This is a genomic window from Pseudonocardia sp. EC080619-01 (assembly GCF_001420995.1).
Classification (GTDB): Bacteria; Actinomycetota; Actinomycetes; order Mycobacteriales; family Pseudonocardiaceae; genus Pseudonocardia.
Genome location: NZ_CP012184.1, coordinates 4,568,603 through 4,592,303, shown reverse-complemented (window position 1 = coordinate 4,592,303; position 23,701 = coordinate 4,568,603). Strand labels below are relative to the sequence as shown.

Annotated in this window: 23 protein-coding genes, 1 pseudogene and 1 riboswitch; of the genes and pseudogenes, 15 read left to right on the top strand and 9 right to left on the bottom strand. The window is 73.3% G+C overall.

Features of this window, described 5'->3' with window-relative positions; genetic code table 11:
• Window positions 1-32 precede the first annotated feature (32 nt).
• From AD017_RS21530 to AD017_RS21505, 7 genes are all read left to right on the top strand, one after another.
• The gene (locus AD017_RS21530; protein WP_060575284.1) at window positions 33-1,700 is read left to right on the top strand and encodes a nitrite/sulfite reductase; all 1,668 of its coding nucleotides are present in this window, start codon (window positions 33-35) and stop codon (window positions 1,698-1,700) included.
• Window positions 1,697-1,879 (top strand): hypothetical protein, encoded by a 183-nt coding sequence (locus AD017_RS21525; RefSeq protein WP_010226165.1) that lies wholly within the window; start codon window positions 1,697-1,699, stop codon window positions 1,877-1,879. The genes AD017_RS21530 and AD017_RS21525 overlap by 4 nt, the downstream gene beginning before the upstream one ends.
• Window positions 1,876-2,580, top strand: a complete 705-nt coding sequence (locus tag AD017_RS21520; protein ID WP_010226163.1) for a phosphoadenylyl-sulfate reductase — start codon at window positions 1,876-1,878, stop codon at window positions 2,578-2,580. The genes AD017_RS21525 and AD017_RS21520 overlap by 4 nt, the downstream gene beginning before the upstream one ends.
• A gap of 28 nt (window positions 2,581-2,608) precedes the next feature.
• Window positions 2,609-3,523: a sulfate adenylyltransferase subunit CysD gene (gene cysD, locus AD017_RS21515; protein WP_010226161.1), complete on the top strand. Its 915-nt coding sequence runs from the start codon at window positions 2,609-2,611 to the stop codon at window positions 3,521-3,523.
• Window positions 3,523-4,824 carry a sulfate adenylyltransferase subunit 1 gene (locus tag AD017_RS21510; RefSeq protein WP_060575283.1) on the top strand — a complete coding sequence of 434 codons (1,302 nt, stop codon included), beginning with the start codon at window positions 3,523-3,525 and terminating at the stop codon, window positions 4,822-4,824. The genes cysD and AD017_RS21510 overlap by 1 nt, the downstream gene beginning before the upstream one ends.
• A gap of 242 nt (window positions 4,825-5,066) precedes the next feature.
• Entirely contained in the window at window positions 5,067-5,204 is a 138-nt protein-coding gene (locus AD017_RS35430; RefSeq protein WP_010226157.1) for a hypothetical protein, read from the top strand.
• A gap of 131 nt (window positions 5,205-5,335) precedes the next feature.
• Window positions 5,336-6,250: a sulfite exporter TauE/SafE family protein gene (locus AD017_RS21505; protein ID WP_010226155.1), complete on the top strand. Its 915-nt coding sequence runs from the start codon at window positions 5,336-5,338 to the stop codon at window positions 6,248-6,250.
• 69 nt (window positions 6,251-6,319) lie between these two features.
• Here the strand turns inward: AD017_RS21505 and AD017_RS21500 are convergent, their stop codons facing one another.
• From AD017_RS21500 to AD017_RS21490, 3 genes are all read right to left on the bottom strand, one after another.
• Entirely contained in the window at window positions 6,320-8,275 is a 1,956-nt protein-coding gene (locus AD017_RS21500; RefSeq protein ID WP_060575282.1) for an FAD/NAD(P)-binding domain-containing protein, read from the bottom strand.
• Between the two features lie 199 nt (window positions 8,276-8,474).
• Entirely contained in the window at window positions 8,475-8,837 is a 363-nt protein-coding gene (locus AD017_RS21495) for a barstar family protein (protein WP_010233853.1), read from the bottom strand.
• Window positions 8,834-9,286 carry a ribonuclease domain-containing protein gene (locus tag AD017_RS21490; protein WP_060575281.1) on the bottom strand — a complete coding sequence of 151 codons (453 nt, stop codon included), beginning with the start codon at window positions 9,284-9,286 and terminating at the stop codon, window positions 8,834-8,836. The genes AD017_RS21495 and AD017_RS21490 overlap by 4 nt, the downstream gene beginning before the upstream one ends.
• Window positions 9,287-9,602: 316 nt before the next feature.
• Between AD017_RS21490 and AD017_RS21485 the strand changes: the two genes are divergently transcribed.
• Entirely contained in the window at window positions 9,603-9,848 is a 246-nt protein-coding gene (locus AD017_RS21485) for a hypothetical protein (RefSeq protein WP_010233846.1), read from the top strand.
• 6 nt (window positions 9,849-9,854) lie between these two features.
• Here AD017_RS21485 and AD017_RS21480 read toward each other — a convergent pair whose 3' ends face one another.
• Window positions 9,855-10,715 carry an LLM class F420-dependent oxidoreductase gene (locus AD017_RS21480; protein ID WP_060575280.1) on the bottom strand — a complete coding sequence of 287 codons (861 nt, stop codon included), beginning with the start codon at window positions 10,713-10,715 and terminating at the stop codon, window positions 9,855-9,857.
• Between the two features lie 277 nt (window positions 10,716-10,992).
• On the opposite strand from AD017_RS21480, the gene AD017_RS21470 reads away from it, so the two are divergent.
• Genes AD017_RS21470 through AD017_RS21460 form a run of 3 tightly spaced genes read left to right on the top strand, consistent with a single transcriptional unit; the run spans window position 10,993 to window position 13,152 of the window.
• Complete coding sequence (locus AD017_RS21470) at window positions 10,993-11,442, top strand: OsmC family protein (protein WP_060575278.1); 450 nt, start codon at window positions 10,993-10,995, stop codon at window positions 11,440-11,442.
• 10 nt (window positions 11,443-11,452) lie between these two features.
• Window positions 11,453-12,262 (top strand): enoyl-CoA hydratase-related protein, encoded by an 810-nt coding sequence (locus AD017_RS21465; protein WP_082398855.1) that lies wholly within the window; start codon window positions 11,453-11,455, stop codon window positions 12,260-12,262.
• Between the two features lie 38 nt (window positions 12,263-12,300).
• Window positions 12,301-13,152, top strand: a complete 852-nt coding sequence (locus AD017_RS21460; RefSeq protein ID WP_060575276.1) for an NAD-dependent protein deacetylase — start codon at window positions 12,301-12,303, stop codon at window positions 13,150-13,152.
• Window positions 13,153-13,158: 6 nt separating this feature from the next.
• Here AD017_RS21460 and AD017_RS35425 read toward each other — a convergent pair whose 3' ends face one another.
• Window positions 13,159-13,332: a hypothetical protein gene (locus tag AD017_RS35425; protein WP_010233832.1), complete on the bottom strand. Its 174-nt coding sequence runs from the start codon at window positions 13,330-13,332 to the stop codon at window positions 13,159-13,161.
• A gap of 44 nt (window positions 13,333-13,376) precedes the next feature.
• Between AD017_RS35425 and AD017_RS21455 the strand changes: the two genes are divergently transcribed.
• Both AD017_RS21455 and AD017_RS21450 read left to right on the top strand, forming a co-directional pair.
• On the top strand, window positions 13,377-14,342 hold the full coding sequence (locus AD017_RS21455; RefSeq protein WP_010233829.1) for a zinc-binding dehydrogenase: 966 nt from the start codon (window positions 13,377-13,379) through the stop codon (window positions 14,340-14,342).
• A gap of 251 nt (window positions 14,343-14,593) precedes the next feature.
• On the top strand, window positions 14,594-15,019 hold the full coding sequence (locus AD017_RS21450) for a MarR family winged helix-turn-helix transcriptional regulator (protein ID WP_010233827.1): 426 nt from the start codon (window positions 14,594-14,596) through the stop codon (window positions 15,017-15,019).
• Window positions 15,020-15,102: 83 nt separating this feature from the next.
• Here the strand turns inward: AD017_RS21450 and lepA are convergent, their stop codons facing one another.
• Window positions 15,103-16,971 (bottom strand): translation elongation factor 4, encoded by a 1,869-nt coding sequence (gene lepA, locus AD017_RS21445; RefSeq protein ID WP_060575275.1) that lies wholly within the window; start codon window positions 16,969-16,971, stop codon window positions 15,103-15,105.
• A 319-nt stretch (window positions 16,972-17,290) separates the two neighbouring features.
• On the opposite strand from lepA, the gene rpsT reads away from it, so the two are divergent.
• Window positions 17,291-17,554: a 30S ribosomal protein S20 gene (rpsT, locus tag AD017_RS21440; protein ID WP_010233820.1), complete on the top strand. Its 264-nt coding sequence runs from the start codon at window positions 17,291-17,293 to the stop codon at window positions 17,552-17,554.
• Window positions 17,555-17,626: 72 nt separating this feature from the next.
• Here the strand turns inward: rpsT and holA are convergent, their stop codons facing one another.
• A complete protein-coding gene (holA, locus tag AD017_RS21435; RefSeq protein ID WP_050802436.1) occupies window positions 17,627-18,613 on the bottom strand; it encodes a DNA polymerase III subunit delta in 987 nt (328 codons plus the stop codon).
• Between the two features lie 127 nt (window positions 18,614-18,740).
• Window positions 18,741-18,894: riboswitch (SAM riboswitch) on the top strand.
• A 6-nt stretch (window positions 18,895-18,900) separates the two neighbouring features.
• Between holA and thrC the strand changes: the two genes are divergently transcribed.
• Entirely contained in the window at window positions 18,901-20,166 is a 1,266-nt protein-coding gene (thrC, locus tag AD017_RS21430) for a threonine synthase (RefSeq protein ID WP_060633681.1), read from the top strand.
• A gap of 297 nt (window positions 20,167-20,463) precedes the next feature.
• Here the strand turns inward: thrC and AD017_RS21425 are convergent.
• Window positions 20,464-22,020 (bottom strand): annotated as a pseudogene (locus tag AD017_RS21425) (ComEC/Rec2 family competence protein); the annotation flags it as partial.
• A gap of 608 nt (window positions 22,021-22,628) precedes the next feature.
• Window positions 22,629-23,657 (bottom strand): ComEA family DNA-binding protein, encoded by a 1,029-nt coding sequence (locus tag AD017_RS21420; protein ID WP_227012811.1) that lies wholly within the window; start codon window positions 23,655-23,657, stop codon window positions 22,629-22,631.
• Window positions 23,658-23,701 lie beyond the last annotated feature (44 nt).

The following is a 23,701-nucleotide window of genomic DNA, read 5'->3' as shown; positions in this document are numbered from 1 at the left end:
CCCGGTCCCGACACCACCGGAGCACCCACCACATGGCGCCCACGACGTCCGCACCCGGCCGCACACGCGGTCAGGGCCAGTGGAAGCTCGGCTACCGCGAGCCGCTCAACCCCAACGAGCGGAGCAAGCGCGACGACAACCCGCTCAACGTCCGCTCCCGGATCGAGAACATCTACGCCAAGCGCGGCTTCGACTCGATCGACCCGGCCGACCTGCGCGGCCGCTTCCGCTGGATGGGTCTCTACACCCAGCGCAAGCCGGGCATCGACGGTGGCCGGACCGCGGCCCTGGAGCCCGAGGAGCTGGACGACGAGTACTTCATGATGCGGGTCCGCCTCGACGGTGGTTCCGTGTCGGTCGCGCAGCTCCGTGCGCTCGGCGAGGTCTCGCGGGACTACGGCCGTGACACCGCCGACGTCACCGACCGGGAGAACATCCAGTACCACTGGATCCGGGTCGAGGACGTCCCCGCGATCTGGAACACGATCGAGCCGCTCGGCATGCAGACCACCGAGGCCTGCGGCGACTGCCCGCGCGTCGTGCTCGGGTCGCCGGTGGCCGGTGTCTCCGCCGACGAGGTGGTCGACCCGACCCCGGCGATCGACGAGATCGTCGAGCGCTTCATCGGCGACCGCGAGCTGTCGAACCTGCCGCGCAAGTTCAAGACCGCGATCTCCTGGCAGCAGGACGTCGCGCACGAGGTCAACGACATCTCCTTCGTCGGCGTCGAGCACCCCGAGCACGGACCCGGCTTCGACCTGTGGGTCGGCGGCGGACTGTCGACCAACCCGAAGATCGCGCAGCGGCTCGGGGTCTGGGTGCCGCTCGCCGACGTGCCCGACGTGTGGCACGGCGTCGTCCAGGTCTTCCGGGACTACGGCTACCGCCGGCTGCGGCACCGCGCCCGGATCAAGTTCCTCATCGCCGACTGGGGCCCGGAGAAGTTCCGCCAGGTGCTCGAGGACGAGTACCTGGGGAAGAAGCTCTCCGACGGCCCGGCGCCGGCGATCCCGGAGCGCCCGATCGACCACGTCGGCGTGTACAAGCAGAAGGACGGCCGCAACTACGTCGGCGTCGCCCCGCCGTCCGGGCGGGTCTCCGGCACCACGCTGGTCGCGGTCGCCGAGGCGGCCGAGCGGGCCGGGTCGGACCGGATCCGGTTCACGCCGTACCAGAAGATCGTCGTGCTGGACGTGGCCGACGACAAGCTCGACGGCCTGATCGCCGACCTCAACCACCTCGGGCTGCCCGCGCGGCCGTCGACCTGGCGCCGCGCCACGATGGCCTGCACCGGCATCGAGTTCTGCAAGCTCGCGATCGTCGAGACCAAGGAGCGTGCGATCCGGCTGGTCGAGGACCTGGAGAAGCGGCTCGCCGACGTCGTCCCGGACGTCCCGATCTCGCTGCACCTCAACGGCTGCCCGAACGCGTGCGCCCGGACCCAGGTCGCCGACATCGGGCTCAAGGGCCAGATCGTCACCGACGCCGACGGCAACCAGGTCGAGGGCTTCCAGGTGCACCTGGGCGGCGGGCTGGGCCTCGACGCCGGGTTCGGCCGGAAGCTCCGCGGCCTCAAGGTGACGAGCGCCGAGCTGGGCCCCTACGTCGAGCGGATCGTCCGGAACTTCGCCGCGCAGCGCGACGGCGACGAGCGGTTCGCGCAGTGGGTGCTGCGGGCCGAGGAGGCTGATCTGAAGTGAGCGGATCCGAGCGTGCCGCCACGTTCTACTGCCCGTACTGCGGCGAGGAGGACCTCCGGCCGGCCGAGCGGTCGGAGAAGGTCCCCGGTGCCGCCTGGTGGTGTGCCGGATGCCTGCGCACGTTCGTCGTGACGTTCGTCGGCATCGGCGTGCCCGAGACCTCAGGAGCGGAGTCATGAGTGTTGCTCTGGAGACCGACCTGCGCGCGACCGCGGAACGCGGAGCCGAGGAGCTGGGCCCGGACGCGACCGCGCAGCAGCTGCTCACGTGGGCCGCGGAGACCTTCGGTGACCGGCTGATCGTCGCGTCCAACATGCAGGACGCGACGCTCGTCGACCTGGCGTACCGGGCCAAGCCCGACGTGCGGATCCTCTTCCTGGAGACGGGTTACCACTTCGCCGAGACCATCGGCACCCGCGACGCCGTCGACTCCGTCTACCCGGAGCTGACGATCGTGAACGCGCAGGCCGAGCGGTCCGTCGCCGAGCAGGACGCCGAGTTCGGCAAGGACCTGTTCGCCCGCGAGCCGGACCGCTGCTGTGCGATGCGCAAGGTCGCCCCGCTGCAGGACACCCTGGCCGGGTACGACGCGTGGGTCACCGGCGTCCGGCGGGTGGAGGCGCCCACCCGGGCGAACACCCCGCTGATCACCTACGACGACAAGTTCGGCCTGGTCAAGATCAACCCGATCGCGGCCTGGAGCGACGAGGACATGGACCGCTACGTGGCCGAGCACGGCGTCCTGGTCAACCCGCTGGTCGACGCCGGGTACCCGAGCATCGGCTGCGCGCCCTGCACGGTGAAGCCGAAGCCGGGCGAGGACCCGCGTTCCGGCCGCTGGGCGGGCCGGACCAAGACCGAGTGCGGCCTGCACGCATGACCACCCCCACTTCTACGAGGGAGCTGACGTGACCGCCGCTGTCACGACACCGAAGCTGGACGCGCTCGACGCGCTCGAGTCGGAGGCGATCCACGTCTTCCGCGAGGTCGCCGGCGAGTTCGACCGGCCGGTGATCCTGTTCTCCGGTGGCAAGGACTCGACGCTGCTGGTGCACCTGGCGGCGAAGGCGTTCGCGCCGGCGCCCGTCCCGTTCCCGCTGCTGCACGTCGACACCGGGCACAACTACCCGGAGGTCATCGAGTTCCGGGACCGGATCGCCGCGCAGCTGAACCTGCGGCTCGAGGTGGCCCGGGTCGAGGACTACCTGGCGGACGGCCGGCTGGTCGAGCGCGCCGACGGGACCCGCAACCCGCTGCAGACCCAGCCGCTGCTCGACGCGATCACCGAGCACCGCTTCGACGCCGTGTTCGGCGGTGGCCGCCGGGACGAGGAACGCGCCCGCGCCAAGGAGCGGATCATGTCGCTGCGCGACGCGTTCGGCCGCTGGGACCCGCGCAAGCAGCGCCCGGAGCTGTGGAACCTCTACAACGGACGGCACGCCCCCGGCGAGCACGTCCGCGTCTTCCCGATCTCGAACTGGACCGAGCTCGACGTCTGGCGCTACATCCGGCGCGAGGGCATCGAGCTGCCGTCGATCTACTACGCCCACGACCGCGAGGTCTTCCGGCGCGACGGCATGTGGCTCGCCGAGGGGCCGTGGGGCGGCCCGCGCGACGGCGAGTCCCTGGAGTCGCGCACGGTCCGCTACCGGACCGTCGGCGACGGCTCCTGCACCGGCGCCGTCGAGTCGACGGCGACCACCCTGGACGAGGTGATCGCCGAGGTCACCGCGTCGCGACTCACCGAGCGCGGCGCCACCCGGGCCGACGACCGGCTCTCCGAGGCCGCCATGGAGGACCGCAAGAAGGAGGGCTACTTCTGATGGTCGACTCGGCCAACCCGCGGGACCTCCTGCGCTTCGCCACGGCGGGCTCCGTCGACGACGGCAAGTCCACTCTCGTCGGACGCCTGCTCTACGACACGAAGTCGGTGCTCGCCGACCAGATCGAGGCCGTCGAGCGCGCCTCGGTCGACAAGGGCATGACCACACCGGACCTGTCGCTGCTCGTCGACGGCCTGCGCGCGGAGCGCGAGCAGGGCATCACGATCGACGTCGCGTACCGGTACTTCGGCACCCCGACCCGGGAGTTCGTGCTCGCCGACACCCCGGGCCACGTGCAGTACACCCGCAACACCGTCACCGGTGCGTCGACCGCGGAGCTGGCGGTGCTGCTGGTCGACGCCCGCAACGGCGTCGTCTCCCAGACCCGCCGGCACGCCGCGGTGCTGTCGCTGCTGCGGGTGCCGCGTCTCGTCCTCGCGATCAACAAGATCGACCTCATCGACTACGACGAGGCCAAGATCCGCGACATCGCGACCGAGTTCACCGAGCTCACCCGCTCGCTGGGCTTCGACGAGAGCACCGTCGAGGTCATCCCGGTCTCGGCGCTGGTCGGTGACAACGTCGCCTCCCGCAGCGCGAACACCCCCTGGTACGAGGGCCCGACGCTGCTGGAGCACCTGGAGTCGGTCCCCGTCGACGGGCCCGACGCCGACGCCCCGTTCCGGCTGCCGGTGCAGTACGTGATCCGTCCCCGGACGGACGACCTGCACGACTACCGGGGCTACGCCGGCCAGGTCGCCTCGGGCACGGTGCGGGCCGGCGACGACGTCGTCGTCCTGCCGGAGGGGCACCGCACCACGGTCGCCGAGGTGCGCACCGCCGACGGCCCGCTCGACGCCGCCGGCGCCGGCCTCTCGGTCACGGTCCTGCTCACCGACGACATCGACGCCCCGCGCGGCGCGCTGATCGCGGCGGCGTACGACGCCCCGGAGGTCACCTCCGAGGTCGACGCGACGCTGTGCTGGCTCGCCGAGAAGCCGCTGGTCCCGGGGGCGCGGCTGCTGCTCAAGCACGGCACCCGCACCACCCAGGTGATCGTCGGCGGGCTGGTGTCCCGGCTGGACACCGAGACGGTGTCCTACACCGGCGCCCCGGAACAGCTGGAGATCAACGACATCGGCCGGGTGAGCCTGCGGGTCGCCGACCCGTTGCCGGTCGATCCCTACGCCCGGATCCGGACGACCGGTGGCTTCGTCCTGATCGACCCGCCGACCGGCAACACGCTCGCCGCCGGCCTGGTCGGGGACCCGCTCGCCTCGGTCCCCGCCGCGACGGGCTGACGCCCGCCGACCGTCCACGGCCCCCGTACCTCGCGGTGCGGGGGCCGTCGTCGTGGGCGCCCGGGGCGCCGGGCGAGTGGGATGGACCACCCCGGCCCGCCGGGTGGGAGGCCCACGCCGACCGACGACCGCGTCGTCGCTGGTCAGAGGCGTGCGACACGAGGTGTCCGTACAGGTTGGACGCCGTCCCGCAGCGCGGACGACCGGTTGTCCCGACCGGGTCGGCGTTTCACGATGGTGGGGTGACCGAGCGCCGCGCAGACCCGACCCCCGCGTCGGCCTCGCACCCCGCGGCGTCGCGGCACCTCGTCGCACACCTGGAGCGGTTCTGGCCGTCCCGTCGACTGGACGCCTTCGACGAGTTCTGTCGCGGCTGCTGACCACGCCGCTGTCCGGACACCACCGCCCGTCCCGCAGGCCCTGACCTGCCGTCGACCGGGCGTGTCCGGCGCGACTGCGCACCCGTCCCGCTCCGTCCCGCACCACCACCCGAGAGAGACCACGCATCATCATGCGCACCCTCATCGTGTTCGCCGTCGTCGGACTGCTCGCCCAGCTCGTCGACGGCGCCCTGGGCATGGCCTACGGCGTCACCTCCACCAGCCTCCTGCTCGTGGCCGGCATCAACCCGGCCACCGCGAGTGCCTCGGTCCACCTCGCCGAGGTGGGGACGACGCTGGCGTCCGGCGCCGCGCACTGGCGCTTCGGCAACGTGGACTGGAAGCTCGTCCTGAAGCTGGGCGTGCCCGGCGCGGTCGGCGCCTTCCTCGGCGCGACGGCCCTGTCGGCGCTGTCCACCGAGAACGCGGCGCCGTACATGTCCGGCATCCTGCTCGCGCTGGGCGTCTACATCCTGCTGCGGTTCTCGGTGCGGCCGCCGAAGGTCGCCACCGCACGCCGGTCGCCGCACGGGGCGAAGTTCCTGTCGCCGCTCGGCCTGGTCGCCGGGTTCGTCGACGCCTCCGGTGGCGGCGGCTGGGGCCCGGTCTCGACCCCCGCGCTGCTGGGCGCCGGCAAGACCGCGCCGCGCACCGTCGTCGGGTCGGTGGACACCTCGGAGTTCATGGTCGCGGTGGCCGCGAGCCTCGGCTTCCTGATCGGCATCGGCCACGAGGTCCTCGACCCCTACACCATCGGCGGGCTGCTGATCGGCGGCATCCTCGCCGCGCCGCTGGCCGCCTGGCTGGTCACGAAGATCCCGGCGCCGGTGCTGGGCACCGCGGTCGGCGGGATCATCATCCTCACCAACGCCCGCACCATCCTGAAGGCGCTCGACGTCGGCACGGTGACGACCGTCGCGACCTACGTCGTGGTCGTCGCGGCCTGGATCACCGCGGTCTCGGTGGCCGTGACGAAGCTCCGGCGCAGCCGCGAGGAGGGCGCGGCGCTGCCGGCCGAGGCCGAGCCGGTCGCCTCGCGGGACTGACCCGGCACCGGGGCCGTTCCGCCCGTCGCCGGAGCGCCGCGCGCGACCCCTCGGGCCTGCGTGCGGCGGTCAGGCCGCGGGGGTCGCGCGCGCGGCCGCTCCCGGCAGGGCACCCAGGACGGCGCGGGCGACGGCGTCGTTGTAGCGCAGGCTCTGCGCGTTCATCCCGGGACGCGTGAAGGCGCCCGCGACCTTGACCGTGGTGTGCGGCCCGACCGCGAACCGCCGCTCGTGCACCGCGCCGGACGCGGTGTGCAGGGCGCCGTCGGCCGGGCGCACCGACAACAGGCCGGTGTTGCGCAGCGGGGTGCCGTCGTCGTCGTGCAGGACCTCTTCGACCGCCTGGCCGGCCGCCAGCAGCCCGGCCAGCAGCGGGTCGGACGTCCGGGACAGGCTCGGGTCCGGCAGCCGCGCGTCGACGAGCACCGGCGCCGTCACCGGCTCCGCCCCGTCGAGGGTGGAGCTGGTCGCGTGGAACCCGGCGTGGTCGAGGGTGACGTCCATGCCGGCGCCGAGGAACTTCAGGTGCCCGCCGCGGGACAGCGCGAGCAGCTCGCGGACCCGGAAACCGGGCGGGCCGGAGGCGACCGAGTTGAAGAAGCTCTGCCACCAGGGCAGGTCCCGCGCGCGTGACCGCGGCGAGAGCACGCCGGACCCGGCGAGCCGGGTCGTCTCGGTGTAGACCGACAGCATCGCGACGAACGCGCCCAGGTGCGGGGTGTGCCGGTCGTCGACGTGCTGCCGCAGGTCCTCGGCGATCCGCTCGCGCACCAGTGGCTGCAGGGTGCCGAGATCCGGCGCCCGCACACCGTCGAGCGGCCGGTCCAGCGCGGTCAGGTCGAGCCGGTCCAGCGGGTCGGGGACGGTCGTCGCGATCAGCCCTGCCTCCTCCGGCGACCCGTGCGGGACCTCGTCGAACCGCGCGGCGAACTCGTCCCAGCCGGTGCGGACGCGGTCCGGGTGGCCGTGGAACAGCTCGTGGTACCAGCCCCGGCCGATCTCCTTGGCCATCAGCGGCCACACCTGCTCGCGCATGTCCACGGGCCCGCCGCCGTCGATCAGGCGGTCGGTGACCTCGGGGGTGAGGAAGTGCGGCACCGTGGGGCGCCCGCCGCGCAGCTGGTAGTGCGTCTTGGAGTGGTAGGTCGCGCCGCGCGGGGACCCGGCGACCAGCACCGGCTCCCGGCCGGACGGGACGTAGCGGAGCTGGTCGGGATCGTCGGCGTCGGGCACGAAGCGTCCACCGCGGCCCTCGAACAGGAGCGCCGCGAGGTCGACGAACGCCAGCCCCAGCCCGCGGGCCAGCACGGTCTCCCCCGGCGCGATCACCGACAGGTCCGAGTCCGACGTCTGTTCCGGGGGCAGGTAGCGCAACCCCAGCTCCCCGGCCCGGTCGCGGAGCGCGCACTCCTCGCCCGTCGGCGTGGCGTCGAGGTGCCCGGAGGCGAGGACGACGGCGTCGGCCCGCAGCGTGCGGCCGTCCGCCAGTCCGACGAGCTGGTCGTCGCCGTCCTCGGTGAGGGACTCGGCGGTGGTGCGGTGGAGGTGGATCCGCATCCCGGCGGGGGCGCGGGCGATCACCTCGCGCAGCACCGCGGACAGGTAGTGGCTCTGCAGCCGGCGGGTGGGGAACGTCGACGCCGTCACCGTCGCGAGCTCGGCCGCCGCCTCGGCGCCGAGCTCGGTCTCCGGGTCGCCGTGTCCGCGCAGCTCCTGGGCCCACTCCCAGAACGACGGGCCGGGCGCGATCGGCCCGTCGCAGACCACCGAGTCGTCGGTCCACATCGTGACGTCGGCGGCCATCGAGTTCATCGCCAGCAGCGGGGACTGGGCGTGCCGCCAGATCCGGCCGGCCCCGGCCGGGTAGGGATCGACGAGATGGACGTCGAGCCCGGGCCCGCCGAGCGCGTCGCCGCAGAGCCCGGGGGCACCGGCGACCATCCGCTCGAGGACACCGGCGCCGCGCGGGCCGGCGCCGACGACGACGACCTCGGGTGCGCGGTGCTCGTTCTCCGGACGGGACATGGACGCTCCTGGTGTGGGCCGACGGGCGGGTGCCGCGTCGTCACACACCGGGGCGCAGCCGGCAGAGGTCCAGGTGCCTGCGCTTCACCAGGCGGAGGTCCACACCTGTCACGGTAGGTCACACCTCCCCTCCCGGCCGGCTGTCGTCTCCCTCGGACAACACCACCGGGGGGCGGTGGATTCCGCACCACCGCGCCGGTCAGGCCGCCGGGCCGGCCAGGGTGACGTGCAGCGGCCGGTCGGTTCCGCCGGCGGCCACGACCGCGTCGGCGAGGATCGCGGTGACGACCTCGTGCGTCCCGGGGTCGGCGGCCCGCAGCGGCCCGTCCTCCCAGACGAGCTCGACGGGCCCGGCGGGCAGCCAGGACAGGTCGCGCACGCACTCCTCGAGGGCGTCGAGGTTGTGGCCGTAGTAGGCGGGGAAGCTCAGGGCCCGGCCGAACGCCGACAGGGTGGTGGTCCGGTCCGCGGCCCCGTCGACGACGGCGACCAGGCCCGCCCGTCCCCTCGCCGTCTCGACCGCGGGGGTGGTTCCGGCGGGCTCACGAGGCAGCGTCGTCACGCCGAGACGTCTACCACGACGAACGACGCGTAGTGGTCGGACGTGTAGTAGTACTCGCCGTCCGATCCGGTGACGATCCGGCGCGCGCCGCGATGGCTCAGGCCCGGCGTCTCGACGGTGTACTCGGAGTAGTGGCCCGAGGACTTCGGCGGCAGGATGCCCTCCCGGTTCTGGAAGGTCGTCCCGTCCTGCGAGTACGGGAACGGCCCGCCCTGCCGGATCAGGTCGTAGGTGTCGCGGGCCTCGGCCGGCAGGGACGACAGCCCGCGCACCGGCAGGCCCGACTCCTCGCCCGGCACGGCGGCAGGGGCGACGGCCGAGACCCCAGCGGGGACGGCGGGGGCCGCCGACGCGGCGGCGGGGAGGGCGAGGCCCAGCGCACCGAGCAGCGCCGCCAGGAGGACGACGACCAGGGCGCGCGGACCGCGCGCCGACGGGGTGACGATCATGTTCCGGACGCTAGGACGGTCACCCGTTCCGGTACAGATCTCGCGACGAACCGCCATCGACCGGTCACGTGGCGTTTCCGCATTCGCCCCGGTATCGACCTGCCGCTCGCCCGCCGGGCGATGATCCGGGCCCAGGACCGGCGATGATCACGACCGGTCACCGACTTGTGGCACCCGGTCACCGTGTCCTGCGTCGCACCCGTGTTCTACGGGACGTAAAACTCGGCTGACACGGGTACAACGGAGTCGAGACACTGGATCGATCGCGAAACCCACGACCCGACCCTCCCCCGACACGTTCAACGGAGAACGTCGCATGACCGCAGAGCTGACCCGCCCCGTCGACGCAGTACCGGCGGCCGGCCCCGAGCCCGCCGAGCCGCCGCAGGAGCGCACGCGCGTGGACCGTCTGCTGGACTCGCTCGACGACCTGGTCCGCCGGCACCGCGCGCTCGCCACCCACGACGGCGCCTCCGCCGACCTGCACGCCGAGCTCATCGCCGCCGAGCTCGACCAGCAGATCGCCGTCCTGCGCACCGTGCCGCGCCAGCACCACCGCTGACCGGCCTCACATCTCGGCGGCCGCCGGGATGATCTCCGAGCCGAACACCCGCAGCGGCTCGATCTCCGAGACACCGGGCACCATGGTGTGCACGTGCTGCACGCCGAGCGCCGCGTAACCGCGGAGCTCCTCGACCGTGGCCTTCGGGTCGGCCGGGTCGAGCCGTGCCATCACCGTCTTCTCGATCTCGTCGTAGTCGCGCCCGACCTCCTCGCAGCGGGTGCGCAGGACGTCCAGCTTGTGCTCCAGGTCGGGGCCGCCGAACAGGTTGCAGGCGTCGGCGTACCGGGCGACCATCCGCAGCGTCTTCTTCTCGCCCCCGCCGCCGATCAGGATCGGGGGGCGCGGGCGTCGCACCGGCTGCGGGACGTTCATCGTCCGGGTCAGCGTGTAGTGCTCGCCGTCGAAGGGGCCGTCGTCGTCGCTCCACATCTGCAGCGCGATCCGCAGCGTCTCCTCCAGCCGCTCGAACCGCTCGGCGGTGGGCGGGAAGAACAGGCCGAGCCCGGCGGCCTCCTCGTCGTTCCAGGCGGCGCCGATGCCCAGCCAGGCCCGCCCCTTGCTCAGCACGTCGAGCGTGGTCACGCACTTCACCAGCAGGCCGGGGTCCCGGTAGGTCACGCCGGTGACCCAGGTCAGCAGATCGACCTTCTCGGTCCGTGCCGCCAGGTAGCCCAGCGTCGTGTACGCCTCGAGCATGTCGTTCTCGATCGGCCCGACCGGGCGGATCTGCCAGACGTGGTCCATCACGCTCACCCGCGCGAAGCCCTGCTCCTCGGCCGCGACGGCGATCCGTGTGAGATCGTCGGCGAGTCCGGTGGGGCCGGACGGCCAGGTGAAGTCCGCGATGTGCAGTCCGATCTTCACGTGCACTCCTCATCCCATAAACGGAGGACTCTCCGTTTGAAGCGTAGACCCGTCCGGGTGTGCGCCGCCAGCCGGCTTCGTACGGGCCCCCCTCACCGGTTCGGCGTCGCCGGCGTCGCGTCCCTCATGTCGCGCACGACCGATCGGCTGCGGTTGACTGGCCGGGTGACCGATCTCGTGCGACGGCTGCACCTCGACCTGGCACGGACCCAGGGCGCGACCTGTCGGGCCTCCTGACCCGCCCCGTCCCCCGCAGTCCCGAGCACAGGAGATCCCCATGCCCCTCGTCACCTTCGCCGTCAGCGGCCAGGGCACCGGCGTCGCGCAGACCGTCGCGGTCGACGGCGCCGACTACACCATCGAGACCGACGCCTACCCCGCCTTCGGCGGCAAGGACGAGCACCCCAGCCCGCTCGCCTACACGCTGGCGTCGCTGTCGTCGTGCAACCAGGTCACCAGCGCGATCGTCGCCCAGGAGCTCGGCATCACGATCGAGCACGTCCGGTTCGACGTCGCGGCCGACTTCAACCCGACGACGATGACCACCGGCACGCACCGCGACGGCGAGACCACCTTCCAGAACCTCCGGGTCGACGCCCGGATCGCCTCCGACGCGACCGACGACCAGCTGCAGCGGCTGGCCGAGGAGACCGAGCGGCGCTGCCCGGTGTCCCAGCTCTTCGCACTGGCCGGTGTGACGATCACCAGCAACTGGGCCAGGGCCTGACGGCGCTACGGTGCCGGGTGTGAGTGACGCACCCGGCACCGACGCCGCAGAAGACGCCGCAGAACTGGTCCACCTCGACGTCGCCGACGGGGTCGCGACGATCACCCTGGACTCCCCGCACAACCGCAACGCGCTGTCCGCGCAGCTGCGCCGGGAGCTGATCGCCCACCTCGACGCGGCGATCGCCGACGACGCCGTCCGCGTGCTCGTCCTGACCCACACCGGCACCGTGTTCTGTGCAGGGATGGACCTGAAGGAGTCCCGGGGCGCGGGCGCCGAGCAGCAGGGCGTCACCGAGGTCCCGCGGATCCTGACGACGCTCTGGGACTCCCCCAAGCCCGTGGTCGCCCGGCTCGCCGGACCGGCCCGCGCGGGGGGCGTCGGCATCGTGGCGGCGTGCGACGTCGCGGTGGCGGCCGAGCGGGCGACGTTCGCGTTCTCCGAGGTCCGGATCGGTGTAGTCCCGGCGGTGATCTCGGTGACCGTGCTGCCGCGACTCTCCGCACGCGCCGCACACGAGCTCTTCCTCACCGGCGAGACGTTCGACGCCCGCCGCGCCGCCGGCATCGGCCTGATCAACAGCGCGGTGCCGGACGACGACCTCGACGCCGAGGTCGGGCGCTACACCGGCATGCTCCGGCTCGGTGCCCCCGGCGCCCTCGCCGGGGCGAAGGCGATGCTGCGCCGGGAGCGGCCCGCGATGGCGGAGGACTTCGCGGCGATGAACGCGCTGTCGGCGTCGTACTTCGCCTCCGAGGAGGGTCAGGAGGGCATCCGCGCCTTCGGGGAGAAGCGCTCGCCGTCCTGGGTGGAGGACTGACCCGGGTCTCTCCGCCGGTCGGTGTCTACCCTGGGACCATGACCGTCCCGGCGCCCGTCGTCACCACCGACCCGGATGCGGCCCTGGACCTGCTGGCCGGACGCCGGCTCGTCGCCCTCACCGGCGCGGGACTGTCCACCGACTCCGGCATCCCCGACTACCGGGGGCCGGGATCACGGCCGCGGAACCCGATGACGTACTCGGAGTTCGTCTCCGGCGAGGCCGCGCAGCGCCGGTACTGGGCGCGCAGCCACGTCGGCTGGGGCCGGATGCGCCGCGCCGACCCGAACCCGGGGCACGTCGCGCTCGCCGCGCTGGAGGCCGCCGGGATCGTCGACGGGCTGATCACGCAGAACGTCGACGGGCTGCACGGCGTGGCCGGGCACCGCGGCGTCATCGACCTGCACGGCCGGATCGACGAGGTCGTCTGCCTGGACTGCCGCCGGATCACCCCGCGCGACGTCCTGCAGTCGCGGCTGACGGCGCTGAACCCGGGGTTCACCGAGGCGCACAGCGCGGAGGTCGAGACCGCACCGGACGGCGACGCGGCCGTCGAGATCACCGACGGGTTCCGGATCGCACCGTGCGCGGCCTGCGGCGGGGTGCTGAAGCCGCACGTCGTGTTCTTCGGCGAGAACGTCCCGAAGGACCGGGTGGCCCGCTGCTACGCGCTGGTCGGCTCGCTCACCCCGGACGACGGCGCGCTGCTCGTCGCCGGGTCCTCGCTGCAGGTGATGTCCGGGCTGCGCTTCGTCCGCGCGTGCCGGCGGGCCGGGGTGCCGGTCGTGATCGTGAACCGCGGGATCACCCGCGGGGACGAACTCGCCGACCTGCGGGTCGACGCGGGCTGCTCGGAGACCCTGGGCGCCCTGGCCGCGCAGCCGGTCTGAGAGCCCTCAGGACTCCTGGTCCGGCGCCCGGTCGAAGCGGCGGGTCGCCCGGTCGATCCCGATCGCGACGAGCGCGCAGAGCGGCAGGACCACGACGGTCACGAACACGGTCTGGAACACGAACGGCAGCTGGGTCAGCCACAGCTCGAACGCGTCCCAGGCGTCGATGATCGTGCGCACACTCCACACGGTAGTACGTGCCCGCACGCGTTAGGTTCGGACCCATGTTCGCCGTGTACGCCAGTGAGCCCAACGCCGACGCTCCGCTCGACTCCCTCGTCGTGGGCGAGCGGCCCGACCCCCAGGTCCCGGACGGCTGGGTGTCCGTGAACGTCTCCGCCGCCAGCCTCAACATGCACGACCTGTGGACCCTGCGCGGGGTCGGCATCAAGCCCGACCAGTTCCCGATGATCCTCGGCTGCGACGGCGCCGGGACCCTCGACGACGGCACCGAGGTCGTCCTCTACCCCATCATCGGCGACCCGGACTGGCGCGGCGACGAGACCCTCGACCCCAAGCGGACCCTGCTCACCGAGCGCCACCAGGGAACGATGGCCGACAAGGTGATCGTCCCGGCGCGCAACGCCGTCCCCGCCCCGACGGGGCTCACCCCCTCGCAGGGCGCCGTGCTCGGCACCGCCTGGCTGACCGCGTACCGGATGCTGTTCACCAAGTCCGGCCTGAAGCCGGGGCAGACCGTGCTCGTGCAGGGCGCGTCCGGCGGCGTCTCGACGGCGCTGGTCCAGCTCGGCCGGGCGGCCGGGTTCCAGGTGTGGGTCACCGGCCGGGACGAGGAGAAGCGCGCGCTGGCCGAGCGGCTCGGCGCGCACGCCACGTTCGAGTCCGGGGCCAAGCTGCCCGGCAAGGTCGACGCCGTCATGGAGTCGGTCGGCGAGGCCACCTGGAAGCACTCGATGCGGGCGCTGCGCCCCGGTGGGCGGATCGTCATCTGCGGCTCGACCTCGGGACCGAACCCGCCGGCGGACCTGCAGCGGCTGTTCTTCCTGCAGCTCGAGGTCGTCGGCTCGACGATGGGGACCCGGCAGGAGCTCGCCGATCTCATGGAGTTCGTCGCGACGGCCGGCATCGCCCCGGAGATCGGGACCGAGCTGCCGATGGACGACGCGCGGAAGGCGTTCGAGGCGATGTCGGCCGGGCAGACCGCCGGAAAGATCGTCCTCACGCGCTGATCGGCAGGGGGCATCGCGCCGCGGCTCCGAACCGTTACGAGATGCGGGTGTGATCCATTCGTAATCCGTACGGACCCCGGCGCGCGGTATGAATCTCCCCTGGTCGAACGGCGGTCCGTCACCGCAGTGTGACGACCGCCCGGCGCTCGTGAACGGTTTTCCCAGCACAGTGTCGGATTTCGGGCGAACGGCAAGTACAGTCCGTCATCGTGACCGAGCCTTTCAGTCGACGGGCGTCGGGGACTGCCACCATGGCGGCCCCGACGCCTGGAGCCGCGGGTGTCGTCGAGTTCCTGGACCGGGTCGACCACGCCGTGGCCACAGCCCTGTCCACCAACCCCTCTGCGACCGACGTCAGCCGTGACGGCTGGCGCGTCCTGTTGATGCTCGCCCGCGGCACCGGCCGCAGCATGGGCGAGGTCGCCGGACACACCGCGCTGCCCGCCCCGACGGCCACCCGCATCGTGGACCGCCTGGTCGAGAAGAAGCTGGCCTACCGGTCGGCCGACCCGCTCGACCGGCGTCGCGTGCTGGTGCACCTGTCGGCGGAGGGGCGCACCGTCGTCGAGTCGGTGTGCCAGCGCGTGCAGCGCATCCTCTCCCCGCGACGCTCCCCCGCCCGCCCCGCCCCGTGCGACAGCACGATCCCCGGCCCGCGCGCAGGCTCGGTCATGTAGAGCTCCCTGCTCCCCGCGCCCCCACCACGTACACCACGGGCCCGGACCCCCTCGGGGATCCGGGCCCGTCCTGCGTCCCGGTGCTACTTCTTCGGCTTCTCGGCGGCGGTCGCCTGGCCGCCACCGGTGGACAGCGCCGCCACGAAGGCCTCCTGCGGGACGTCGACCCGGCCGATCGTCTTCATCCGCTTCTTGCCCTCCTTCTGCTTCTCCAGCAGCTTGCGCTTCCGGCTGATGTCACCGCCGTAGCACTTGGCGAGGACGTCCTTGCGGATCGCGCGGATCGTCTCGCGGGCGATGATCCGCGAGCCGACGGCGGCCTGGATCGGGATCTCGTACTGCTGGCGCGGGATGAGCTCGCGCAGCTTCGTCGCCATCGAGGTGCCGTAGGAGTACGCCGACTCCTTGTGCACGATCGCCGAGAACGCGTCGACCGCCTCGCCCTGCAGCAGGATGTCGACCTTCACCAGGTCGGCCACCTGGTCGCCGGCCTCCTCGTAGTCGAGGCTGGCGTAGCCACGGGTGCGGGACTTCAGAGCGTCGAAGAAGTCGAAGATGATCTCGCCGAGGGGCATCGTGTAGCGCAGCTCGACGCGGGACTCGGACAGGTAGTCCATCCCGCCGAGCTGGCCGCGACGGCTCTGGCAGAGTTCCATGACGGTGCCGACGAACTCCGACGGCACCAGGATGGTGATCTTGGTGATCGGCTCGCGGACCTCGGCGACCTTGCCGACCGGCCAGTCGCTGGGGTTGGTGACCTCCATCTCGACGCCGTCGTCGGTGGTCACGTCGTAGACGACGTTCGGGGCCGTCGAGATCAGGTCGAGGCCGTACTCGCGCTCCAGCCGGTCACGGGTGATCTCCAGGTGGAGCAGGCCCAGGAACCCGCAGCGGAACCCGAAGCCCAGCGCCGCCGACGTCTCCGGCTCGTAGGTGAGCGCGGCGTCGTTGAGCTGCAGCTTGTCCAGCGCCTCGCGCAGGTCGGGGTACTGCGAGCCGTCGATCGGGTAGAGCCCGGAGTAGACCATCGGCTTCGGCTCGCGGTACCCGGTCAGCGGTGTCTCGGCGCCGCGGCGCTTGGAGGTGACGGTGTCACCGACCTTGGACTGGCGGACGTCCTTCACACCGGTGATGAGGTAGCCGACCTCGCCGACGCCGAGGCCGTCCGACGGCTTGGGCTCCGGGGAGACGATGCCGATCTCCAGCAGCTCGTGCTCGGCACCGGTGGACATCATCTTGATCCTCTCGCGCGGCGAGAGCTTCCCGTCCACGACGCGGACGTAGGTCACCACGCCGCGGTAGGTGTCGTAGACCGAGTCGAAGATCATCGCCCGGGCCGGGCCGTCCGCGTCGCCGACGGGGTGCGGGACCTGCGCGACGACGGCGTCCAGCACCGCCTCGACGCCCTCCCCGGTCTTGGCCGAGCAGCGCAGCACGTCCTCCGGGTCGCAGCCGGTGATGTGCGCGATCTCCGCGGCGTACTTCTCGGGGTCGGCAGCCGGCAGGTCGATCTTGTTGAGGACCGGGATGATGTGGAGGTCCTTCTCCATGGCCAGGTAGAGGTTGGCCAGGGTCTGCGCCTCGATCCCCTGTGCGGCGTCGACCAGCAGGATCGCACCCTCACACGCCTCCAGCGCGCGGGACACCTCGTAGGTGAAGTCCACGTGGCCGGGGGTGTCGATGAGGTGCAGGACGTGCTCGGTCGGCTCGCCGTCGGCGTTCTTCGCCGTCCACGGCAGACGCACGTTCTGCGCCTTGATCGTGATGCCGCGCTCGCGCTCGATGTCCATCCGGTCCAGGTACTGGGCCCGGTAGTCGCGATCCCCGAGCACACCCGTCACCTGCAGCATCCGGTCGGCCAGGGTGGACTTGCCGTGGTCGATGTGGGCGATGATGCAGAAGTTCCGGATGCGCTCCGGCGGGGTGAACGTGCGGTCGGCGTACGTCGTCACTCGGCTGTACTCGGCTTTCGCAGTCGCGTCGGGGCACTGGCACTCGCACCCCATCGTCCCATGTCGCACGGGAGAGGCGGGTGGTACCGGGCCGCCGGGCCCTCGCGGCGGCCCGGGCGGGTTCCGGCGCGGAGCGCGTGGTGACCCGCGGCGGGGGTGGCGGACCCCGCTGGTAACCTTGTTCTTCGAGCGCTCGGCGTGCTCGCCCGGAACGGCCTGGACCCTCTCTCCAGCGTTGCCGTTCGGTGCCGCCGAAGCGGACCGGACGCAGAGCAAGCAGACCAGCCGAATCCAGCAGGCAGGAAGACCAGAGGCAGACGTGGCCAACATCAAGTCGCAGATCAAGCGTGTCAAGACCAACGAGAAGCGCCGTCAGCGCAACAAGTCGGTGAAGTCCACGGTCAAGACCGCCATCCGCAACTTCCGCGAGGCGGCCGACCAGGGCAGCGAGAACACCGCCGAGCTGCAGCGCAAGGCGGCCAAGGCCCTGGACAAGGCGGCCGGCAAGGGCGTCATCCACAAGAACCAGGCCGCGAACCGCAAGTCGGCCATGGCCAAGCGCCTGAACAAGGTCGGCGCCTGAGCCTCCTGTTCCACCGCACGACGGCGTCATCCCGCACCGGGGTGGCGCCGTCGTCGTGTGTCGGGGTGGTGCTCAGCGGGCGCCGCGGGCATCCACGACGGCGAGGACGGCCCGTTCCAGGGCGTACCCGGGATCGGCCGCGACGCCCTTGACGTCGGCGTTCACCTCGGCGGTCGCCGCGATCGCGACGGCCAGCTGCTCGGGGTGCCACTGCCGGACCAGGCCCTGCGCCTTGCGGATCTTCCACGGCGGCATGCCGAGCTCACCCGCCATCCGGTTCGGGTCGCCACGACCGGCCGACCCGACCTTGGCCAGAGTCCGCACGGAGTCGGCGAGCGCGTCGGCGATCAGCACGTGCGGGACGCCGAGCACCAGCGCCCACCGCAGGGCCTCCAGGGCGCCCCGGCGGTCACCGGCCACGGCCGCGTCGGCGACCGCGAAGCCGGAGGACTCCGCCCGGCCACGGTGGTAGCGGCGCACCCCGGCCTCGTCGATCGTCCCGCCGGTGTCGGACACGAGCTGACCGGCCGCCGCCGCGAGTTCGCGCAGGTCCGAGCCGACCGCCTCGACGAGTACCGCGAGCGCACCGTTGGTGATGCTCCCGCCGTTGCGGCGGACCTCGGCGTGCACGAAGTCGGAGCGCTCGTCGGCCCGGGTGATCCGGTTGCAGGTCGTGACGTGCGCTCCGGCCTTGCGGAGGAGGTCGAGCACCGCCTTCCCCTTGGCGCCACCCGCGTGCTGGACGACCAGGACGATGCCCTCGGCCGGGTCCCGCACGTAGTCGGCGATCGCCGCGACCATGTCCTTGGTCGCGTCCTGGCCGTGGGTGAGCACGATCACCCGGGCCTCGGCGAAGAGCGAGGGACTCAGGTGACCGGCCAGCTCGCCGGGAGCCACCTCGGAGGTCCGGAACCGGCGAAGCTCGGCCTCCGCATCCTGCTGCCGGACGCGGCGGACCAGGTCCGACACGGCCCGTTCCGCCAGGAACTCCTCGTCGCCGACCACGAGCTGCAGCGGATCGGGCGGCGCGGTGTCACGGGTCCGGCTCACGCCCTCCATGGTGGCCCACGCCTCCACCGACCGGTGAGTCGCGTCCCGATCCGGGTGGATCGGCTGGCCGGTCCGGCACCGGTTCGCGTAACGTCAGCCCCGCTCCGGACCTGCTCCGGGCGACACAACCGCATATGGCTCATCCAGAGGGGCAGAGGGAACGGCCCGTAGAAGCCCCGGCAACCGGCGTCGCACGACGATCCGCCCGTCCCTGCGCACCTCGCGCAGCCAGGACGTCGACGAACACGGTGCCAATTCCGACCCGCCACCCCCGGCGGGACAGATGAGGAGATCTCGTGACTCTCACTGCTGTGCCCGAAACGACGTCCTACGACCTGGGCCCCGCCCGTGCCCTCTCCTGCCGGGAGTGCGGGCACGAGGTGCCGCTGGCCGCGGAGTTCGCCTGTCCCCAGTGTTTCGGGCCCCTCGAGGTGGCCTACGACTTCCCCGCGGTGACCCGCGCGTCGATCGAGGCCGGCCCGAAGTCGATCTGGCGCTACAAGGACCTCCTCCCGGTCCCGTCGACCGTCGAGCAGCACCGCAACACCGAGCCCGGGCTGACCCGGCTCATCGAGGCCGACAACCTGGCCAGGGCGCTCGGGGTGCGCAAGCTCTGGGTGAAGGACGACACCGGCAACCCCACGCACTCCTTCAAGGACCGCGTGGTCGCAGTGGCGCTGGCCGCCGCCCGCGAGCTCGGCTTCTCGGTGCTCTGCTGCCCCTCGACCGGCAACCTGGCCAACGCCGTCGCGGCCGCCGCCGCGCGCGCCGGCTGGGACTCGGTCGTGCTCATCCCCTCCTCGCTGGAGCAGCCGAAGATCGTCACGACCGCGGTGTACGGGGGCACCCTGCTCGCGGTCGACGGCAACTACGACGACGTCAACCGGCTCGCCACCGAGCTGGCCGCCGAGCACGAGGACTGGGCGTTCGTGAACGTCAACGTCCGCCCCTACTACGCCGAGGGCTCCAAGACCCTGGGCTTCGAGGTCGCCGAGCAGCTCGGCTGGCGGCTGCCGCAGCAGGTCGTCGTCCCGGTCGCGTCCGGCTCGCAGCTCACGAAGATCGACAAGGGCTTCACCGAGCTGGGCAAGCTGGGCCTGGTCGAGCCGACGCCGTACACGGTGTTCGGCGCGCAGGCCACCGGCTGCTCCCCGGTCGCGTCGGCCTTCGAGGCCGGCCACGACTGGATCCAGCCGCAGAAGCCGGACACCATCGCCCGCTCGCTGGCGATCGGCAACCCGGCCGACGGCCCGTACGTCCTGGACTCGGTGCGCCGCACCGGTGGCTCGGTCGCCCACGTCTCCGACGACGAGGTCGTCGCCGGCATCCGGCTCCTGGCCGAGACCGAGGGCGTGTTCGCCGAGACCGCGGGCGGTGTCACGGTCGCCACGACGAAGAAGCTGCTCGAGGCAGGCGCGCTCGACCCGGACGCCGAGACCGTCCTGATGATCACCGGTGACGGCCTCAAGACACTCGACGCGGTGTCCGGCCAGGTCGGTCCGACGGCCACCGTGCCCTCGACCAGCGCCGCCGTGCGCGAGGCGCTGGCGCACCGCTCCTGAGCCCCTCCGCACCGGACCGGGCCGGGAACCACGGCCGCGCCGGCCCGGTGCGGGGCGCGGGTCGCCGCGTGCCACCAGCGTCAGCCCGGCCGGGTCCTCGCCGGTGATCGCGACGTCACCGGCACGGTCGGTGCGCGCGACGGCCACCCCCGAGCGCTCGAGCCGCTCCACCAGCTCCGGGCTCGGGTGCCGGTAGGTGTTGCCGTTGCCGACGCTGATCAGCGCGGCCCGTGGCCGGACCGTGTCCAGCCACCGCGGCACGACCTTGCGGGAGCCGTGGTGCGGGAGCTTGAGCACGTCGGCCCGCAGGTCGCTGCCGGAGGCGAGCAGGTCGTCCTGCGCGGCGAGCTCGATGTCACCGGTGAGCAGCACCGACCCGGCCGGGGTGCTCGCCCGCATCACGAGCGAGCCGTCGTTGACCGCGGTGCCGTCCTCGCCGTCGACCGACGCGATCGGGTGCACCGGCCCGAGCACGTCGAGCCGCAGGCCCGGCCAGCCCAGCGCCACGCCCCGGGACAGCTCGACGACCGGGACGGCGGCGCGTCCGGCGACCGCGGTGAGCTGTCGCAGCCCGGAGGCCGGTTCCCGGACGGGGCCGACGGCGATCCCGCCGGCTGCGCGGCCGCGCAGCGCCCCGGCGAGGCCGCCGTCGTGGTCGGAGTGCAGGTGGGTGATCACGACGAGCTCGAGGACCCGGACGCCGAGCCGGTCCAGGCAGGAACCGATCGCGTCGTCGGTGGGACCGGTGTCGACCAGGACCGCGTGCCCGGGCGGACCGGTGGCGAGCACGAGCGCGTCGCCCTGACCGACGTCGCAGGCGACCACCCGCCAGCCCGGCGGCGGCCAGCCCGGCGGGACGAACCGGGTCGGGACCAGCACGATCAGCAGCCCGACGAGCAGCGCCACCAGCAGCGCCCGCAGCCGTGGCACCCGGCCCATCGCGAGCAGGCCCAACAGCAGCGCGCCCAGGAGCAACGCCCCGCCGGTCCCGGCGGGCCAGGGCACCGTCGCGCCGGGTACGGCCGCGGCCCGGTCCCCGACCAGCACCAGCCAGTGCACGAACGGGCCGGCGAGCCAGGCACAGAGCCAGGCCGCCCCGGGACTGACCGCGGAGACCACCGCACCGAGCACCCCGAGCACCGTCGCCGGTGCCACGGCGGGCGCGGCGAGCAGGTTCGCGACGATCGTGACCAGCCCGACGTGCCCGTTCAGCCCGGCGATCAGCGGGGCGGTGGCGACGGCCGCCGCCACCGGCACGACGAGCGCCTCGGCCGGTCCGGACGGCAGGCCGCGCGCCGTCAGCGCCGCCGTCCAGCCGGGGCCGAGGAGTACCAGGGCTCCGGTCGCGACCACCGACAGCGCGAACCCGGCGTCCACGGCGAGCGCCGGGTCGTACAGCAGCATGCCGAGCACGGCCGACGCCAGGGCGGGCACCGCCGACCGCGCGCGACCGGCGGCGAGGGCCGCCAGGACCACGGCGCCCATCACGGCCGCCCGCTGCACCGACGGGGAGGGCCGGGCCAGCACCACGAAGCCGACGAGTGCGAGCAGGGCGGCCGCCGCGGCGAACCGGGGATCGGCCCGGAACAGGCGCAGCAGGAGCAGCACGGCCCCGGTGACGATCGCGACGTTCGCACCGGAGACCGCCGTGAGGTGGGCGAGACCGGCGGTGCGGAAGTCCTGCTCCGTCTCGGGCAGCTGGGCGCGGACGTCCCCGACCGCCAGGCCCGGCAGGAGCCCGGCCGGTGCCTCGGGCAGCGCCCGGCCTGCGGCGTCGCGCAGTCCGTCGCGCAGCGATCCGGCCGCCGTCTGCCACCACGGCGGAGCCGTGACGTCGCCCGGCGATCCGCGCACCCGCAGCACCGCCGTCGTCAGGTCGGGGCGCTGTGCCGGGGCCAGCAGCCCGGCGGCGGAGGCCTCCTGCCCGGGCAGGAGGTCGCTCCAGGTGTCGGCCGGTGCCAGCAGCAGGATCCGGCCGCCGGTGTCCCAGGTGTCGTCCCCCGCGGTGGCGGACAGCAGCTCGGCCGGTACCAGCGCGGTGGCACGGGCGGACCCTGCCTCGTCGCCGCGGACGGTGCTGCGCAGGACGCGCGGATCGTCGGTGAGGCGGACCCGCACCTCCGCGGCGGCGCCCCGGTCGGCGTGCGCACGCAGTGGATGAGCAGCGAGGGCCGAGGCGTGCCCGGTCACCAGCACCGCGGCGACGAGCGCGCACCCACCGGCCGCCACGACCGTCGACCCGGGCGCCGCGGCGCGGGCGCTGATCCGGGAGCGGAGGAGTGCCGTGAGCACCGCGGCGGCGGCCAGGAGGGCGGCCGTGATCCCGCCCGGTGGCCCTCCGAGCAGACCGGCCAGCACGGCGCCCCAGGTGGCGAGCGCCGCCGGGACGAGCCGGAGGTCCGGGGGCGCGGGACGCTCCCCCGAGTCGTCGTGGGTGGCGGCGGAACGGTCCGCTGCGGCCCTCACACCGTCACCAGCGCCTGGAGCTGCGAGAACCGGCGCTCGCCGATGCCGTCGACCTCGCGGAGCTGCTCGATCCGGCTGAACCGCCCGTTCGCCGACCGCCAGTCGATGATCTTCTTCGCGGTGACCGGGCCGACGCCGGGCAGCGCGTCGAGATCGGCGGCGGTGGCGGTGTTGAGGTCCACCGTGCCGCTCCCGGGATCGCCACCGGGCTCGCCGCCGGAGGCGGGCTCCCCGCCGGGTGCGGGGAGCACCGGGGCGCCGTCGGCGGCGGGCGGGACGCCGATCGCGATCTGCTCGCCGTCGCCGACCCGGCGGGCCAGGTTCAGGGCGGCGAGATCGGTGCCGGGCAGCGCTCCCCCGGCGGCGTCGACGGCGTCGGCGACACGGGCGCCGTCCGGGACCCGGACCAGGCCCGGGCGCAGCACCTTCCCGACGACGCTGACCACCAGCGGCCCTGCGGTCACCGGTGCGGCGGCGACCGGGTCCCCTGGTGTCGCCGCTGTCGCCGGGGGCGCAGGTGTCGCCAGTGGCGCGGCCACCTCGGGGAGCCCGGTGACCGGCTGCGCGGTGGGCCGGTTCGACCACACGCCGATCCCGGCCACGACGGCTCCGACGAGCACGACCGCGAGGAGGGCGAGCGCACCGGGCCTGCCGGGATCGACCCGGGCTCCGGCCAGCGAGGACGGCAGCCACCGCTGCGCCGTCCGGCGCCACCAGGACGGTCGACCACCGTGTGGTGGGCCGTCCTCCGTGGTGGGGCCGGTGGCAGCGGGACCCGCCGGGAACCGGGCGAGCGGATGGTCCCCGTCGCCGTCGGTCCGCTGCGGATCCGGGTGGAGCCCGCGCGGCTCACCGGGCCACCACCCCGGTGGCGGGTGCCCCGTGCCCGGGTCGGGCGGGGGCGGCAGCGGCACCGTCGGCGGATCGAGCGGGTGCCGCCCGGTGACCGGTCCCACCGCGCGCGGACGACCGCCCAGCCCGGCGAGCCGCCGGGATGCGTCACGGGAGGCGTTCGTCGTGGTCACGCCTCCGACGCTAGGAGCGGATCGACCCGCCGCACCCACGATCC

Excerpts from the sequence above, each read along its gene's own strand:
- AD017_RS21520 (WP_010226163.1), top strand. The coding sequence starts at position 1,876 with ATGAGTGTTGCTCTGGAGACCGACCTGCGCGCGACCGCGGAACGCGGA.
- AD017_RS21460 (WP_060575276.1), top strand. The coding sequence starts at position 12,301 with ATGACCGTCCCGGCGCCCGTCGTCACCACCGACCCGGATGCGGCCCTG.
- AD017_RS21485 (WP_010233846.1), top strand. The coding sequence starts at position 9,603 with ATGACCGCAGAGCTGACCCGCCCCGTCGACGCAGTACCGGCGGCCGGC.
- AD017_RS21500 (WP_060575282.1), bottom strand. The coding sequence starts at position 8,275 with ATGTCCCGTCCGGAGAACGAGCACCGCGCACCCGAGGTCGTCGTCGTC.
- AD017_RS21490 (WP_060575281.1), bottom strand. The coding sequence starts at position 9,286 with ATGATCGTCACCCCGTCGGCGCGCGGTCCGCGCGCCCTGGTCGTCGTC.
- AD017_RS21455 (WP_010233829.1), top strand. The coding sequence starts at position 13,377 with ATGTTCGCCGTGTACGCCAGTGAGCCCAACGCCGACGCTCCGCTCGAC.
- AD017_RS21450 (WP_010233827.1), top strand. The coding sequence starts at position 14,594 with ATGGCGGCCCCGACGCCTGGAGCCGCGGGTGTCGTCGAGTTCCTGGAC.
- AD017_RS21505 (WP_010226155.1), top strand. The coding sequence starts at position 5,336 with ATGCGCACCCTCATCGTGTTCGCCGTCGTCGGACTGCTCGCCCAGCTC.
- holA (WP_050802436.1), bottom strand. The coding sequence starts at position 18,613 with ATGGAGGGCGTGAGCCGGACCCGTGACACCGCGCCGCCCGATCCGCTG.
- AD017_RS21530 (WP_060575284.1), top strand. The coding sequence starts at position 33 with ATGGCGCCCACGACGTCCGCACCCGGCCGCACACGCGGTCAGGGCCAG.
- AD017_RS21470 (WP_060575278.1), top strand. The coding sequence starts at position 10,993 with ATGCCCCTCGTCACCTTCGCCGTCAGCGGCCAGGGCACCGGCGTCGCG.
- AD017_RS21510 (WP_060575283.1), top strand. The coding sequence starts at position 3,523 with ATGGTCGACTCGGCCAACCCGCGGGACCTCCTGCGCTTCGCCACGGCG.